Raw genomic sequence first — 14959 nt, 5'->3', positions numbered from 1 at the left:
TATGGAAGCGCTGATCGTACTCGCCGTGCTGGTGGTGCTGGTCGTGATCGTGGTGGTGAAGTCGGTGGCCCTGGTGCCGCAGGCAGAAGCCGCGGTCATCGAACGACTGGGCCGCTATTTCCGCACCGCGTCGGGACAGCTCACGTTCCTGGTGCCGTTCGTCGACCGCATCCGCGCAAAAGTGGATCTCCGCGAACGGGTGGTGTCGTTCCCGCCGCAGCCGGTGATCACCAAGGACAACCTCACGTTGAGCATCGACACGGTCGTCTACTTCCAGGTCACCAATCCGCAGGCCGCGGTGTACGAGATCAGCAACTACATTGCCGCCGTCGAACAGCTCACGGTGACGACACTGCGCAACGTGGTCGGTGGGATGACCCTCGAGGAAACCCTCACCTCGAGGGACTCGATCAACGGTCAGCTTCGCGGCGTGCTCGACGAGGCCACCGGCCGATGGGGCCTGCGCGTAGCACGCGTCGAGCTCAAGAGCATCGATCCGCCGCCGTCGATCCAGGAATCGATGGAAAAGCAGATGAAGGCCGACCGCGAAAAGCGCGCGACGATCCTCACGGCAGAGGGTCACCGCGAGGCCGCTATCAAGACTGCCGAGGGCGACAAGCAGGCCCGCATCCTGTCGGCCGAGGGATCGAAGCAGGCCGCGATTCTCGAAGCGGAAGCCGAGAGGCAGTCCCGGATTCTGCGTGCTCAGGGCGACCGGGCGGCGCAGTATCTCGAGGCGCAGGGTGAGGCGAAGGCCATCGAGAAGGTGTTCGCAGCGATCAAGGCCGGCAAGCCGACGCCCGAAATGCTTGCGTACCAGTACCTTCAGACGCTGCCGCAGATGGCGCAGGGCGACGCGAACAAGGTGTGGCTCGTGCCCAGCGACTTCGGTGACGCACTCAAAGGTTTCGCAGGGGCGCTCGGCGCTCGGGGCGAGGACGGGGTGTTCCGGTTCGAACCGAGCGCGGTCGACGAAGATCTTCAGCGTCCCGAGGACGACTCGGAAGAGGTCAGCGACTGGTTCGACATGAAGACCGATCCAGTGGTGGCGAAAGCGGTGGCCGAGGCCGAGGCCGTCGCGCGCAAGCCTGTGGACCCTGCGGTTCCGGTCGCAGCCGGAGAACGGCCGTCGGGTGCGGCGAGTGCAGCAGGATCGTCGGCCCTTCCCGCGCCCGAGCCCGCGCGGGAAGGTTCCGTCCCGTCGCTCGAAGGCGAAGCCGGCGAAGAAGTTCCGAAGCAGTAGGAGACCGGTCGCGGGTGGCGTACTCCCTCGTCACCCGCGACCGGCACCCGCGGCACGGGGGATCGGTGCAGCGCGTGATCGGTACAGCGCGTAGCCGGTACGTCAGGTGAGAAGCGCGTTGCCGACTCCGCACACGGCGCATGCCCACAAGACGCTCGTCGCGGTGCCGATGATGAACTGCTCCGATGCGTTCGGCTCGCGTAGTTCGGGGTACCGCGCCAAGCCCTTCACCGCCATGATGACGGCAATGCCTTCGGGCCACCCGGCAAGGATCGACACTGCGACGCCACCGCGCTCGAGCACTCCGATGACCCTGCCGCCACGCAGCGGACCGGGCGGGGGAGCCGGATCGGGGCCGGCGTCAGGCTGACGCCGGGCAATCCGGAAGGCGACGAGCACCGCCGGGCCGCCGCCCGTCACGGCCGCGAGAGTCGTGAGGACGAGCGTCGCGGCCAGCGCGACTCCCTGTACCGGCGCGGTCGCGGACGCCGCCAAAGCAGCACCCCCGAGCGCTGTGCTCGTCACCGCCGCGCCCACCCAGACCGGGAGAGCGGGGCGGAGAGACAGCGCGGGTGCGAAGACGGCGATGCCGAGGCACACCAGTGCGAGAACCGTCATCGATCAGCCCTTTCCAGCAGTCGTTGCGCGAGTGCGCATCCCGCGATTTCGGCACGCCACGCGGCAGCAGCCAGGCGCTGGGACACCGCCTGCTTGCTGATGCCGAGTTCGTCCGCGATCTGCGCCTGCGTCGCGCCGGTTCGGGCGAGCGCCACAGCATCGTGGCCCTGGGGAGAGCGCCGCAGGACGACGACGGCGAGCAGGGTCAATGCGGCATCGGCGTCTTCCGCTGCTGCGGCCTCGACGCCGTCTACGGCGATCTGCCCGACGGAACTCTTGGCGCGTTCGACAGCCCGGCGTGCGAATTCGAATGCCGGTCCGCGTCCGGCGCGGGTTTGTTTCGGCAGGGGAGTTTCGACGGGTCCGATGCCGATGCCGATGCTCCAGCGCTCTCGCCGGAGCAACTCCAGAGCGAGATCGACGACGACACCGGGACTGTCGGCGACGGCCTGGACTTCGTCGCCGGCAGTACGGTCGAAGGGACGGAGCAGTCGCGGGTCGTGGAGTTCGGTGAGAATATCCGACACGCGGTCGATATCCCGGCGACTGCCTCGTTGATCGACCGTCAAGACGAACATTCGTCAAGTGTCGACCCTTGATTCCGGGAAGTCAAGCCTCAGGGATTGTCCCGAAGTCGTCTTCGGGCGTTTGCAAGTATTCCTCGTCGGTGACGGGTTCGAGCCAGTGGACCGTATCGTGCTCGTCGTCCGTTTCGTTGATGGCGAGGTGAGTCATCAGACGGGTGGGTGCCGCCCCGTGCCAATGCTCCTCGTCCGCTTCGAACAGCACCCGATCGCCCGGCTTGATCACTTCGACGGGACCACCCCGGCGCTGGCACAACCCGATTCCCTCTGTGACGAAGATCGTCTGGCCGAGCGGATGCAGGTGCCAGTGTGTGCGGGAACCCGGTGTGAAGTGGACGAGACCCGCCGACACCCGTGAGGGAGGCGGTGCGGCGGCCACCGGATCGATGTAGACGTCGCCCGTGAACCAGTCCTCGGGCCCCGTGCCGGTGTCGAGCGTGTTGCGAACGATCTGCATTGCTTGCTCCGTTCGGCCGAATGTCCGTGCTGCCACCGGCACAGGGATCCGACTCGCCCGGTGCCGTGGTCTCGAATGATGTCCATCAGATCAGTCGGTAATCGCCGGGAAGCACTTTCCCGGACGCAATTGCCCGTACTGTGACCTGGTGGGTGTGCAGCTTCGGCATCGATCGAGGGCCGGAAGGCGCAGGCTGAAGGAGCAACACCCAGGCGCGGTGCATCGTCGTGTCTGCGTGCACGGATGGTGCCGGATCCCGTGGTCGAGGTTGCGCTCGGGCGACGCCCGTCGGTAGACCAAGGAGACAACATGCGTGGAGTACTTCTCGACCGGCCCGGTCAGGTGCGAATCGCAGATCGTCCGGACCCTGTCCTCCTCGAACCGACCGATGCCGTCATCCGGTTGGCTGCCACCTGCATATGCGGTTCGGATCTGTGGCCCTACCGCGGTGCCGACCCGGCAGAGCACATGCCGATGGGTCACGAATACGTCGGGACGGTCACCGAGATCGGCGACGCGGTATCGAACATCGCGGTCGGGGACTTCGTCGTGGGTTCGTTCTTCGCATCCGACAACACCTGCGAGATCTGCCTCGCCGGATATCAGTCCCGGTGCGTACACGCGGTACCGATGGGCGCGATCGCGACTCAGGCCGAGTACGCGCGGGTCCCGTTGGCCGACGGAACGCTGGTCGCCACACCGGGCAGACCCGACTCGGACCTTCTTCCCTCGCTGCTCGCGGCGTCGGACGTGCTCGGAACCGGTTGGTTCGCCGCCGTGGCTGCGGAAGCCGGCCCGGGTAAAACGGTGGCGGTCGTCGGGGACGGGGCGGTGGGCTTGCTGGGGATTCTGGCAGCGAAACGACTCGGCGCAGAGCGGATCATCGCCATGAGCCGCCACGCCGATCGCCAAGAGCTGGCGCGCCGGTTCGGAGCCACCGACATCGTCGTGGAGCGCGGGGACGAGGGTGTCGAGAGAATCAAGGACCTCACTTCAGGTCTGGGAGCGCACTCCGTGATCGAGGCGGTCGGGACGCAGCAGTCGATGATGCAGGCGATCCGGTCCGCTCGCCCGGGTGGGCACGTCGGTTATGTCGGTGTCTCCCATGACGTATCCCTGCCCGGCGGAGAATTGTTCTTCGCCGAGGTGCATCTGCACGGCGGGCCCGCCCCGGTACGGCGCTTCCTGCCGGAGTTGATAGACCTGATCTGGAACCGCGCCATCGACCCAGGGGCCGTATTCGATCTGACTCTGCCTCTCGACGAGGCAGCCGAGGGCTACCGCGCAATGGATGAACGTCGAGCGATCAAGGTGATGCTCACTCTCTGAGTTCCATCGATGAACGCGGTGATGTCCAGGGCGACGAACTCCGCAGCCGGGAAAGGAAGCCTCCGATGACGATGGAAACCCCTGACCCTGAAGTCGACGTCGGGCGCCGGAAGTGGATCGGACTCGGCGTCCTGGCCCTGGGACTGTCGTTGATCGTCGTCGACGGGACGATCGTCAACGTCTCCCTCCCGGTCATCATCGACGACCTGAACCTGGATCTGACCGACGCGCAGTGGATCAACAGCATCTATTCAGTTGTGTTCGCGGCATTGTTGCTCACGACGGGACGGCTCGGCGACCGAGTCGGTCGCCGAATGCTGTTCATCATCGGGGTTCTCGTGTTCATCTGCGGAAGCCTGGCCGCAGCGGCGTCGGACAGTTCCACCACGTTGATCTCTGCCCGCGTCGTTCAGGGCATCGGAGGTGCCCTGGTTCTTCCCTGCACACTTTCGACGGTCAACGCCACCTTCCGCGGCAGAGACCGAGCGGTCGCGTTCGGCGTGTGGGGTGCGGTGATCTCGGGGATGGCAGCCGTAGGTCCGTTGCTGGGAGGTTGGCTGACGACCTCGTTCACCTGGCCGTGGATCTTCCTCGTGAATGTGCCGATCGGCATCCTCGTCATCATCGGAGCGGTGCTGTTCGTGCCCGAGACCCGGTCGAAGACCACGGTCCCAGGACTCGATGTCCTGGGACCGATTCTGAGCGCGATCGGGTTCGGCGCGCTGGTGTTCGCCCTCATCGAGGGGCAGAAGATCGGCTGGTGGAAACCGATCGCCGATCTGAGGGTCTTCGGGGTGACGTGGCCGGAGACCGCGCCGATCTCGGCGACCCCGGTTGTCGCTGCGGTGGGAATTGTGGCCCTCGGGGCGTTCGTGATGTGGGAGCGATACCGCGCCGACCTGCGGCGCTCCGCAATCCTCGACTTGACCCTGTTCCGGATCCGCACCTTCAGCTGGGGGAACACCACCGCCCTGACGGTGGCGATCGGAGAATTCGGGCTCCTGCTGGTGCTACCGCTGTTCCTCGTGAACGCCTACGGGCTCAGTACCCTCGGCGCCGGCTATGTGCTGGCGGTGATGGCGCTGGGCGCGTTCGCTTCCGGGGCTTCGGCACGCTTCGTCACCGGGAAACTGGGAGCCCCCCGTACCGTCATGCTGGGTCTGACGCTGGAGGTGGTCGGGGTGCTCGCCTTCGCGCTGTACCTCCGCCCGTCGGCGAGTTCCGTCCTGCTCGCGCTGCTGCTCGCGATCTACGGTATGGGCTTGGGCCTCGCGTCCGCCCAGCTCACCGGAACCGTGCTGGTCGATATCCCGACAGCGGAGTCGGGGGAGGGGTCTGCCATTCAGAGCACGTCCCGGCAGCTCGGCGCAGCCCTGGGCACGGCCATCCTCGGGACCGTGCTCTCGCTCAGCCTGGCGCACAGCCTCACTGACCGCCTCGAATCGAGTCCTCTACCGGCGCAGGTGCAGTCCGGATTGGTCGACAGTACCCGGGACTCGGCAGGCAGCACCATTCCGATCATCCGCGATCAGGGCGACGACGGCCGTCTCGGTCCGGCCGGTCCCGAGACCGCCGAGGCCCTGTCGGAAGGCTTCGCGGACGCGACCAGGTGGTCGTTGTTCTTCGCGGCGGGATTCCTCGTCATCGGACTGGCGAGCGCCACCCAATTGCAGCCGCGCAGGCAGGCCGGAATTCCGGCACCGGACGCCGGATAGGAGTCGGTGCTTGCTCGTCACCGGATCAGATTGCGCCCCGGGGTTCGACATCTGCTCCGCGCTGTAGTGCTGCCCGCAGTTGACGGCGGTCGTCGAACTCTTTCGTCGTGCTGCCGAAGGTCTGCTGAAGATCGCTGCCGCGTCCTGCGACGACGAGGACGTCCCCGCCGGTGGCGAACGCGACCGCGAGGTCGAAGGCTCGGCGGCGATCCGGTTCGACGACGACCTCGGCGCCCCCGGCTTCGCGAGCCCCCTCGGCAACCGCCGCCCTGAGACGCTGCGGATTCTCCGAGAAGGGACTCTCGTCGGTGACGACGACGAGGTCTGCGTACGTGGCGGCAGTGTGTCCGAGCGGGAAACGTTTGCCCGGATCCCGGTCGCCGGTCGCGCCGATCACGAGGATGAGCCGCCCACCGGCCGTGAGCGAGCGCAGAAACGGCAACAACTCCCGCTGGCCCGACGTGTTGTGCATGTAGTCCACGAGGGCAAGGAAATCCTGGCCGGCGTCGATGCGTTCGAGACGGCCGGGAACGCCGCGCAGAGTCTCGAGGCCTGCCGCTGCACCCAGTACGTCGGCACCGACGGCGGCGAGCGACGTGAGAGCGGTCAACGCGTTACCCACCTGGTGCGGTCCGAGCAGGGAAAGGCGGACTCGTGCATGCCCGTCGTGTGTGTGCAGAGAAAAGTCGGTTCCGTCGGAACCGCAGGATATTTCGTCGGCGTACAGATCCGCCTGTGTCGCGTTCGTCGAGTGGGTCCACACCGGCATCTCCGCGTGCGCCGCCAGTCGCCTGGCGTATTCGTCGTCGAGATTGACGACGGCAGCCTGTGCGCGGTCCGGGGTGAAGAGGGCGGCTTTGGCGGCGAAGTAGCGGTCCATCGTTCCGTGGAAGTCCAGATGGTCGGGTCCGAGGTTGGTGAATGCAACGGTGCGGAACCACACGCCGTCCACGCGGCCTTGCACGATGGCGTGAGACGACACTTCCATCGGCACCGCGCCCACGTCCTGATCCCGGAACTCGGCGAGGATGCGCTGGAGCACCGCGGCTTCGGGGGTCGTTCGTGTGGCTGGACGTGCACCGCCGGGACCGCGCACGGTGACTCCGCTGATCATGCCGGTGACGACGCCGAGTGTGCCGAGCGCGGCGTCGAGGAGGTACGTCGCGCTCGTCTTACCGTTGGTTCCGGTGATCCCGTGAACGTCCATCGCGCGGGACGGATGACGATGGACCCGGGACGCGAGCGGGCCGACCCAGCGGCGGGGATCCTCGACCACCAACGTCGGCAGGTACCGGGAGGGCCGGTCACTGAGTATCGCGACGGCTCCCCGTCGTGCAGCGTCGGCATCGAAGCTGATGCCGTGGAAACTGTTTCCGGGCAAGGCCGCATAGAGGTCGCCCGGCCGCACGGTCCGGGAATCGTCGCTGACGCCGGTGATCACGCACCTGTTTCCCCGCGGGGACGCCGCACGCAGCGCGTCCCCGAGGAGTAAGGCGAGATCGTCGAGCGTCGTTGTGCGAGGTTCGTCGGGTACCGGCGAAGCCGACGGCGATGTCGTGCGGTCGTCGGGGTCGCGGGTCACATCCGCGGATACCCGCTCTCGCTCGAAACGATGCTTCCACCGGTGACCATCGAGCTTCGACCCGCAGACCAGGCGTCCATCAACCGGTCGGCGAAAAGCTCCTCGACGTAGTCGAACGCCCGCATCCCGAACACGACGTCTGCGGCGAGGGCAGGCTCCCGGTCCAGCAGATCCTCGACGACGTCGGTACGGAGGACAAGTTCGTGCACCGCATCCGCCTCGACGTGCTCTTCGTAGAACCGCACGCACGGCTCCGGCGCGCGAAGGCGGTGCAGCGCCTCCACCAGGCGGTGGCACCCGGGGGACGAGGTGATCTCGGCGGCCGCGAAATGACCGACGGCCGCGCCGCGCAGAGCGCGGTGAAGGCCGAACAGGGACATCAGATTGACGGTCGCCATGGTTTCTGCCGGAACCTCGTCGAGGTATGCCAGATACGCCGGATTCAGTCCCGCAGCCGACAGGAGTGCGGCGAACATCTCCGAGTGCATCCGATCGCCACGACCGCCGCCGTACTCGTCGAACTCGACCGCCGTGAACGCCGCTTTCGCCTGCCCCGTCAGGCGGGGAATCACCCATGCCTGCGGGTCCCCTTCCTTGAGGTGGTAGAGCGATCGATGGGCGAAATACTCCTGCATTTGCGGCCAGGTTCCGTGGTCACGGAGATGCCATGACGGGCCCGTACCGGTTTCCGGCGTTTCTGACATGGAATCCATCTCACCGAGGGCATCGTCTCCCGATGGAACGAGGTCACGTAACGCGCCGAGGAAGAGTCGCTCGAGTTGCGTCCGCATGCGGATCAGATCGGGCTGCCATTCCCAGGCGTCGTCCACCGTCGAGAAACCCTGGTAGTGGAGTTCGTAGCAGGTGTAGAGCGCCGACTGCGCGTCCTCGCCGAGAGGGTCGGTGCCCGATACTGTCGGCAAGAGCACGCGATCCGAGGGATCCGTCGACAAGGCAGCGATCACCGCCTCCGAGACGGAACCGCGGGGGGTGGGAAGCACATGGGGCGGGAGTTCGTAGGACCGGGGCACCTTTTCACGCTATCGCAGCCTGCCCCGGGCGGCGGTGTAGTCGATCCGGTCCTCCGGTCACCACGCGTCGTTCCATTCGGCGGCCCGGTGAAGTGCGGGGCTACCCGTACCCTCGAAGTACGGAACTCGCCGCCGCCGGAGGAGGGGACGTGCAATGAACGCCTTGCCGGAGCCGCAGGACCTTGCTCGACGGATGGCTGAGTTGGCTCGAGAGTTCTTCCGTCCCAGTAGTCTCGCCGACACTCTGAGCGGAGTGACGGCCGCGGCTGTCGAGTTGGTCCCCAATGCCGACTGGGCAGACATCCTCACGGTCACCGGCGGGCGGAAGGTGGAGTCGTTCGCAGCCACGGCGAAGTTGCCCGAAGAACTCGACGCCGTGCAGGAGAAGCTCGGTGAAGGACCATGTCTGGACGCCGCGATGAAGAACCTGGTCGTGAGGTCCGACGATCTCCGGACGGAAACCCGGTGGCCGCACTTCGCAGGTGAGGCAGTGCAGGCCGGTGTGCTGAGCACCCTGTCGTTCCAGCTGTACCTGGACAGCGGATCGATGGGTGCGCTCAACCTGTTCTCCTCGAAGCCGGCAGGCTTCGATGTCGCCGCGGAAGCGATCACCGAAGTCCTCGCCACACAAGCGGCGATGGCGCTGAGCGCTGCTCGCGGACACGAACAGTTCCCTTCGGCGCTCGCGAGCCGCGACATCATCGGCCAGGCCAAAGGCATGATCATGGAACGCTTCGGTGTCGATTCCGTCCGCGCCTTCGAATTGTTGCGAAAACTGTCGCAGGACAGCAATATCGCGCTCGCCGACATCGCCACGCGGCTGGTCGAATCGGGATCGGCTCCTCTCGGCGACGACACCCCGAAGTGATCGCCGCACCGGGCGGGCCATCGCACGGTTCACGGCGCCCGCACGGCGATGACCCTGGTGCTCCCCGCTGTTACAAGCGACACGGTCGACCCGATCGGGTTTAGCGGCATCTTCTTCGCGGTACTGATAGGGATACCCCGGGAGGGTGTCCGAGCGGGCACTTCGCTTCCGGAACGTGGTACCGAGAACGATACGATGTGGAGTTCCGATGACTGCTCGACAGGAACAGTTGGTTCTGGTGGGTACGCCCGCCGATTCTGCCGCCGCCTATCACTGGGCAGAGGTGCAGAACTGGGCGGAGGAACACGGCTGGGCGATCTCGAGCGAGCTCCCGGCCACGGGTGCAGTCTGGGGTGCGGTGGCAACCGAGGAGGTCCTCGACGGGATATGTTCCCCGGCCGAGGCCGAGCTGATCTACCGGGTACGCGCGGCAGGGATTCCGCTTTTCGGCGTGCATCAGGCTCCCGCCCTGCTCGCATCCCTCACGTCGCCCGTGCCGTCGTACGCGGCCTGAGGCGTTCGTCGCCCAGCGGTCCGGAGCATCACATTGCGAGTCCACAGGTGATCCACGTCGCCTGGTAGCTTCTTCGTATGACGACGAGTTACACACACTTCGTCCGGGGGTCGGCGACAGACAGCGTGCCCGGATCATGCGGCTCGCGGCGACTCTTCGTCGTGCGGCATCCGGTCACGGTGGGGGCGCGGTCATGAGGCATCACGAAGTGGTGATCGTGGGGGCCGGGATCTCCGGGATCGGCGCGGCAGTCGAACTTCGGAGGCACGGGATCGACGACTTCGTTCTCCTCGAGAAGGGAGATGCAGTCGCCGGCACGTGGCGAGACAACACATACCCCGGATGTGCGTGCGACGTTCCGTCGGCGCTGTATTCGTACTCGTTCGCTCCGAATCGGGAGTGGACCCGCCTGTTCGCCGGGCAAGAGGAGATCCGGCGGTACATCGAGCGTGTGGCGGGGGAGCATCGGATATTTCGCCGTATCCGTTTCGGTACCGAAATGCAGCGCGCGCAGTGGGACGAGGGGTCGCACCGATGGATCGTCGACACATCCTCCGGGGTGATCACAGCGGGTGTGCTCATCGCAGCTGCGGGCCCCTGGCACGAGCCCCTCGTTCCGGAAATCGCAGGGCTCGATACCTTTCCGGGCGAGGTGTTCCACTCTTCGCGATGGAACCACCGTTACGATCTCACCGGTAAGCGCGTCGCGGTTGTCGGCACAGGAGCCTCCGCGGTGCAGTTCGTGCCCGAAGTCGAGCGGAAAGCCGCTGCCCTCCACGTGTATCAGCGCACCGCCCAGTGGGTACTGCCCAAGCCCGATTACGCGCTACGCCGCGCCGAACGTGCCCTCTTGCGGAGCGTGCCGGGTGCGCACTCCGTGCTCCGGCGCGTCGAGTACTCCATCATGGAGACGTTGGGGCTCGGATTCCGAAACCCATGGATCATGAAGGTGATTCAGCAACTGGGCAAGGCATGGCTGCGACTTCAAGTGAGCGACCCCAGGTTACGCAGAACATTGACGCCCGAACACACCCTGGGCTGTAAACGCCTGCTGTTCTCCAACGAGTACTACCGCGCGTTGACACAACCGACCGTCCAGGTACACCCCACCGCGGTCGCGTCGGTGCGGGGGAACGTCGTGGCCGGGGCGGACGGATCCGAAACCGCCGTGGACGCGATCATCTTCGGTACCGGCTTCCACATTCTCGACATGCCGGTCGCGAGCCGAATCTTCGACGCGCAGGGCCGGAGCCTCGACGAGCACTGGAAGGGCAGTCCCCAGGCGTATCTCGGCACCACCATCGCCGGATTCCCGAACGCGTTCGTGCTGCTGGGCCCCTCCCTCGGCACAGGCCACACCTCGGCGTTCACGATTCTGGAAGCGCAACTCGGCTACGTCGCCCAGGTGCTGACCCGTGCACGACAGGAGGGGTGGACTCGCGTGGAGCCCCGCCGGGAGGCGCAGGAAACCTTCAACGCCCGGGTTCAGGCAGCACTCGCCGGCACGGTGTACAACAGCGGTGGCTGTCGGAGTTACTTCTTCGACGTCAACGGCCGCAACAGCTTCAACTGGCCCTGGTCGACCCGGCGGATGCTGAACGAGCTTGCGACGTTCGACGAGACGGCATTCGACGTGACAGCCAGTTCTCGTCCGGATGTGACAACGGCGCCGCTTTCCTGATCTCGTCCCCCTTTCACGTTATACCGGAATCACTGCCCTCATGAGGGCCGGATTTCCGGCTCATACTCGCTGCCGTACAAGCAAGAGAAAGCGAGGGGGAGCGAAATGGGTTTCGTGCTGAGTCTCGAAGATCTCGATCGAACAGACGCAGACCTTGTCGGAGGGAAGGGAGCGAATCTTGCAGAACTTGTCCGCGTACCCGGGACGCATGTCCCCGACGGGTTCTGTATCACGACGGACGCCTTCCGCCGGGCGGTGGAGGCGGTACCGTCCATCGACAGACTGCTGGACAGGTTGTCCGCACTCGCACCGGACCAGCACGACGAACTCCGGCAGCTCGGCGCGGAGATTGGTGAGGCGATCGAAGACCATGCGGTTCCGGACGACGTCGCGGCGGACATCAGCGGCGCACTCGTCCGTTGCGGGAATCATGAAGCGTGGGCAGTCCGATCCAGTTCCACCGCAGAGGATCTCCCGTCCGCGTCGTTCGCCGGTCAGCAGGATTCGTATCTGAATGTCGTGGGCCGGGAGTCGATTCTTCGGGCTGTCACGCGATGCTGGGCATCGCTGTTCACCGAGCGTGCGGTCGCCTACCGGGCGCAGAACGGCTTCGACCATCGGAAGGTTCGGATGGCGGTGGTCGTGCAACGGATGGTGTTCCCGCAGGCGTCGGGGGTGTTGTTCACTGCGGATCCCCTCACGTCCGATCGCACGGTCATTTCCGTCGAGGCAACTTTCGGGCTCGGCGAAGCATTGGTGTCGGGCCGGGTGAACCCCGACGTGTACACGGTGCGGGGCACGGACATCACCGCGGCCATCGCCTCGAAGCAGTATTCCGTCGAGCCCGCTCCCGGTGGAGGTACGTGTCTGCGGGACGTGTCCCCGGAACGACAGTTTGCCGCGGTGTTGTCCGACGTCCGGATCCTTCGGCTCACAAAGTTGGGTCGGGCAATCGAAGCGCACTTCGGGTGTCCGCAGGACATCGAATGGTGCCTGGCCGACGATGAGTTCCACATAGTCCAGAGTCGGCCGATCACAACGCTTTTCCCCATTCCCGTCACAGACGACGACGACAACCACGTCTATGTCTCGGTCGGCCACCAGCAGATGATGACCGACGCCATGAAGCCTCTGGGGATCTCCGTGTGGCAGTTGACGAGTCCCGCACCCATGCGAACGGCCGGCGGAAGGTTGTTCGTCGACGTCACTGCGGCGTTGTCGGCCCCGACGAGCCGGGAAGCCCTGGTGGAAGCTCTCGGCGGATCCGATCCGCTCCTGGGAGATGCGCTTCGCACTATCGTCGCCCGAAAAGGATTCGTCCCGGGCTCCGAAGCACCGTGTACCGATCACCGGATCGGTACGGCAGAACCGATCGACGCAGATCCCGAAGTCGTCACCGAACTGATCGCCCGTACCGAATCGTCTCTGTCAGCGCTGAAACGGGAGATCCGGGGAAAGTCCGGTACGGCGCTGGTCGACTTCGTCGAAACCGACATCCACGAGCTGAGGCGGATTCTGTTCGACCCCAGAAGCTTGCAGGTGATCACGGCCGCGATGGAATCGGCCCGGTGGCTGTCCGATCACCTCGACAGATGGCTAGGGGAGAAGGACGCCGCCGACACGCTCGCACAATCGGTTCCCCACAACGTCACGTCCGAAATGGGTCTGGCACTCCTCGACGTCGCGGACGAAATTCGTCCCCGGCCGGATGTGGTGGCGTTCCTCCGGCACGTCGAAGAATCGGGGTACGACGACGAGGTCTTTCTCGGCGACCTGGGCGACGTGGCAGGAGGCCGAGAGGCCCGAGCGGCGATCGAGGGGTTCCTCGACAGGTACGGGATGCGGTGCGTCGGAGAAATCGACATCACCCGGCCCCGGTGGCGCGAACGCCCGACGGCACTTGTCCCGGTGATCGTCGGCAACATCGACAGTTTCACGCCGGGCGCCGCTCAGCGGCGTTTCGAGCACGGTCGACGTGCAGCCGAGACGAAAGAACACGAGTTGCTGGAGCGGCTGCGCGGCTTACCGGACGGGGAGCGCAAAGCGGACGAGACCGAACGCATGATCGCTCGTCTTCGCGTCTTCTCCGGATATCGGGAGTACCCGAAGTACGCGATGGTGTGCCGCTATTTCGAGTACAAGCAGGCGCTCTCGAACGAAGCTGCTCGTCTGGTGGAGCACGGTGTGCTGCGCAGCAAGGACGACATCTTCTACCTCACGTACGACGAGTTGCGCGAGGTGGTGCGCACGCAGGGGAAGTGCGACGAACTCGTCCGCGACCGACGACGGGCATTCCGCTTCTACGAAACTCTCACCCCACCGAGGGTGCTCACATCGGACGGCGAGGTCCTGTCGGGGGAGTACCGCCGTGAGGACGTACCGGACGGCGCGGTCCCCGGTATGCCGGTCTCCGCCGGAGTCGTCGAAGGACGAGCTCGCGTCGTCGCGGACATGGCCCAGGCCGATCTCGTGGCAGGCGACATCCTCGTCACGGCGTATACCGATCCGAGCTGGACCCCCTTGTTCGTCTCGATCAAGGGTCTGGTGACCGAGGTGGGCGGGCTGATGACGCATGGCGCGGTGATCGCCCGGGAATACGGGGTGCCGGCCGTCGTCGGGGTGCAGCACGCGACCCGGCTGATCCGGGACGGACAGCGTATCCGCGTGAACGGAACGGACGGTTACGTCGAGATCGTGTCCGGCCCGGACTCCTGAGCTGTGCGGGGTGATGAGCGTGGGTAGCCCCGCAGCACGGTGCGCGCGAGGATTCCGAGAGTGGACTTCAGCGTTGCCTCGGAAATCACCGGGAAGATCCCTGTGTCCCGCCACATGGGATCGATGTCGGACCAGTCGTAGTACGACGTCACGAGGGAACCCGCCTCGGCCGGTTCGATTCGATAACCGTAGACGTGCCCGATCTGCGGTCGCACAGTCCCCAAGATGGTCCAGGACAGTTCCCGATCCGGGACGAAGTCCTTGATCGTGACGGTCACGTCGTATTTGCCCAACGGCATGTCGCCGAGTGCTTCCCGGTCCATGTGCACGACGAAGCTGTCGCCGGCGGCGGTGACCACGTCACCTTCCGCGTCCATCAGCATTCCCGAGCCGTCGATCGCCACGTGTCCTTGGGGGTCGCAGAGCACCGAGAAAATGGCGGCGGGTTCGGCCTCGAGAGTCCGTTGCACTTCGATCCGCTCAGTCGTCACGTGCATGATGGTGTCAGAGTTTTCGGTGTGCGGTACTGTCCTTCGCGGTGCGCCGGGAAGTCTGGTCGGCAGGTGAGTATCTCTCTCGAGCCGGAGGACTGTGTGTACCGATGCCTTGACTTCTCGACCCC

General features: G+C 65.7%; 13 protein-coding genes. 7 read left to right on the top strand and 6 right to left on the bottom strand.

The features are described from left to right. The first annotated feature begins 1 nt into the window (after position 1). Complete coding sequence (locus RDCOP1_RS01400) at positions 2-1243, top strand: SPFH domain-containing protein (protein ID WP_072698276.1); 1242 nt, start codon at positions 2-4, stop codon at positions 1241-1243. A gap of 102 nt (positions 1244-1345) precedes the next feature. Here RDCOP1_RS01400 and RDCOP1_RS01395 read toward each other — a convergent pair whose 3' ends face one another. The 3 genes from RDCOP1_RS01395 to RDCOP1_RS01385 are packed head-to-tail and all read right to left on the bottom strand — an operon-like array spanning position 1346 to position 2902. Continuing rightward, on the bottom strand, positions 1346-1861 hold the full coding sequence (locus tag RDCOP1_RS01395) for a hypothetical protein (RefSeq protein WP_072698275.1): 516 nt from the start codon (positions 1859-1861) through the stop codon (positions 1346-1348). After that, entirely contained in the window at positions 1858-2439 is a 582-nt protein-coding gene (locus RDCOP1_RS01390) for a hypothetical protein (RefSeq protein WP_072698274.1), read from the bottom strand. The genes RDCOP1_RS01395 and RDCOP1_RS01390 overlap by 4 nt, the downstream gene beginning before the upstream one ends. Before the next feature lie 31 nt (positions 2440-2470). Further along, positions 2471-2902 (bottom strand): (R)-mandelonitrile lyase, encoded by a 432-nt coding sequence (locus RDCOP1_RS01385; RefSeq protein ID WP_072698273.1) that lies wholly within the window; start codon positions 2900-2902, stop codon positions 2471-2473. A gap of 309 nt (positions 2903-3211) precedes the next feature. On the opposite strand from RDCOP1_RS01385, the gene RDCOP1_RS01380 reads away from it, so the two are divergent. Both RDCOP1_RS01380 and RDCOP1_RS01375 read left to right on the top strand, forming a co-directional pair. Beyond that, complete coding sequence (locus RDCOP1_RS01380; protein ID WP_072698818.1) at positions 3212-4231, top strand: zinc-dependent alcohol dehydrogenase family protein; 1020 nt, start codon at positions 3212-3214, stop codon at positions 4229-4231. A gap of 65 nt (positions 4232-4296) precedes the next feature. Then, positions 4297-5946, top strand: a complete 1650-nt coding sequence (locus RDCOP1_RS01375) for a DHA2 family efflux MFS transporter permease subunit (RefSeq protein WP_072698272.1) — start codon at positions 4297-4299, stop codon at positions 5944-5946. Positions 5947-5971: 25 nt separating this feature from the next. On the opposite strand, the gene RDCOP1_RS01370 is transcribed toward RDCOP1_RS01375, so the two are convergent. After that, positions 5972-7528: a Mur ligase family protein gene (locus RDCOP1_RS01370; RefSeq protein ID WP_084722280.1), complete on the bottom strand. Its 1557-nt coding sequence runs from the start codon at positions 7526-7528 to the stop codon at positions 5972-5974. Then, complete coding sequence (locus RDCOP1_RS01365; RefSeq protein ID WP_072698271.1) at positions 7525-8559, bottom strand: iron-containing redox enzyme family protein; 1035 nt, start codon at positions 8557-8559, stop codon at positions 7525-7527. The genes RDCOP1_RS01370 and RDCOP1_RS01365 overlap by 4 nt, the downstream gene beginning before the upstream one ends. A gap of 154 nt (positions 8560-8713) precedes the next feature. On the opposite strand from RDCOP1_RS01365, the gene RDCOP1_RS01360 reads away from it, so the two are divergent. The 4 genes from RDCOP1_RS01360 to rph all read left to right on the top strand — a co-directional run bounded on the left by RDCOP1_RS01360 (position 8714) and on the right by rph (position 14337). Continuing rightward, complete coding sequence (locus RDCOP1_RS01360; RefSeq protein WP_072698270.1) at positions 8714-9427, top strand: GAF and ANTAR domain-containing protein; 714 nt, start codon at positions 8714-8716, stop codon at positions 9425-9427. A gap of 208 nt (positions 9428-9635) precedes the next feature. Further along, on the top strand, positions 9636-9941 hold the full coding sequence (locus tag RDCOP1_RS01355) for a hypothetical protein (protein WP_072698269.1): 306 nt from the start codon (positions 9636-9638) through the stop codon (positions 9939-9941). A gap of 193 nt (positions 9942-10134) precedes the next feature. After that, the gene (locus RDCOP1_RS01350) at positions 10135-11622 is read left to right on the top strand and encodes a flavin-containing monooxygenase (RefSeq protein WP_072698816.1); all 1488 of its coding nucleotides are present in this window, start codon (positions 10135-10137) and stop codon (positions 11620-11622) included. Positions 11623-11727: 105 nt separating this feature from the next. Further along, positions 11728-14337 carry a rifamycin-inactivating phosphotransferase gene (gene rph / locus RDCOP1_RS01345; RefSeq protein WP_072698268.1) on the top strand — a complete coding sequence of 870 codons (2610 nt, stop codon included), beginning with the start codon at positions 11728-11730 and terminating at the stop codon, positions 14335-14337. Here rph and RDCOP1_RS01340 read toward each other — a convergent pair. Beyond that, positions 14304-14828 (bottom strand): SRPBCC family protein, encoded by a 525-nt coding sequence (locus tag RDCOP1_RS01340; RefSeq protein ID WP_371836797.1) that lies wholly within the window; start codon positions 14826-14828, stop codon positions 14304-14306. The genes rph and RDCOP1_RS01340 overlap by 34 nt on opposite strands. Positions 14829-14959: the final 131 nt, after the last annotated feature.

Source organism: Rhodococcus coprophilus NBRC 100603 (genome assembly GCF_001895045.1).
Classification (GTDB): Bacteria; Actinomycetota; Actinomycetes; order Mycobacteriales; family Mycobacteriaceae; genus Rhodococcus; species Rhodococcus coprophilus.
Note: the sequence above shows the minus strand (reverse complement) of the source record. Positions and strands in the feature narration are given on the sequence as shown.

Coding starts and splice junctions, on each gene's coding strand:
- RDCOP1_RS01385 (WP_072698273.1), bottom strand. CDS start 2,902: ATGCAGATCGTTCGCAACACGCTCGACACCGGCACGGGGCCCGAGGAC.
- RDCOP1_RS01350 (WP_072698816.1), top strand. CDS start 10,135: ATGAGGCATCACGAAGTGGTGATCGTGGGGGCCGGGATCTCCGGGATC.
- RDCOP1_RS01360 (WP_072698270.1), top strand. CDS start 8,714: ATGAACGCCTTGCCGGAGCCGCAGGACCTTGCTCGACGGATGGCTGAG.
- RDCOP1_RS01390 (WP_072698274.1), bottom strand. CDS start 2,439: ATGTTCGTCTTGACGGTCGATCAACGAGGCAGTCGCCGGGATATCGAC.
- rph (WP_072698268.1), top strand. CDS start 11,728: ATGGGTTTCGTGCTGAGTCTCGAAGATCTCGATCGAACAGACGCAGAC.
- RDCOP1_RS01380 (WP_072698818.1), top strand. CDS start 3,212: ATGCGTGGAGTACTTCTCGACCGGCCCGGTCAGGTGCGAATCGCAGAT.
- RDCOP1_RS01395 (WP_072698275.1), bottom strand. CDS start 1,861: ATGACGGTTCTCGCACTGGTGTGCCTCGGCATCGCCGTCTTCGCACCC.
- RDCOP1_RS01375 (WP_072698272.1), top strand. CDS start 4,297: ATGACGATGGAAACCCCTGACCCTGAAGTCGACGTCGGGCGCCGGAAG.
- RDCOP1_RS01400 (WP_072698276.1), top strand. CDS start 2: ATGGAAGCGCTGATCGTACTCGCCGTGCTGGTGGTGCTGGTCGTGATC.
- RDCOP1_RS01355 (WP_072698269.1), top strand. CDS start 9,636: ATGACTGCTCGACAGGAACAGTTGGTTCTGGTGGGTACGCCCGCCGAT.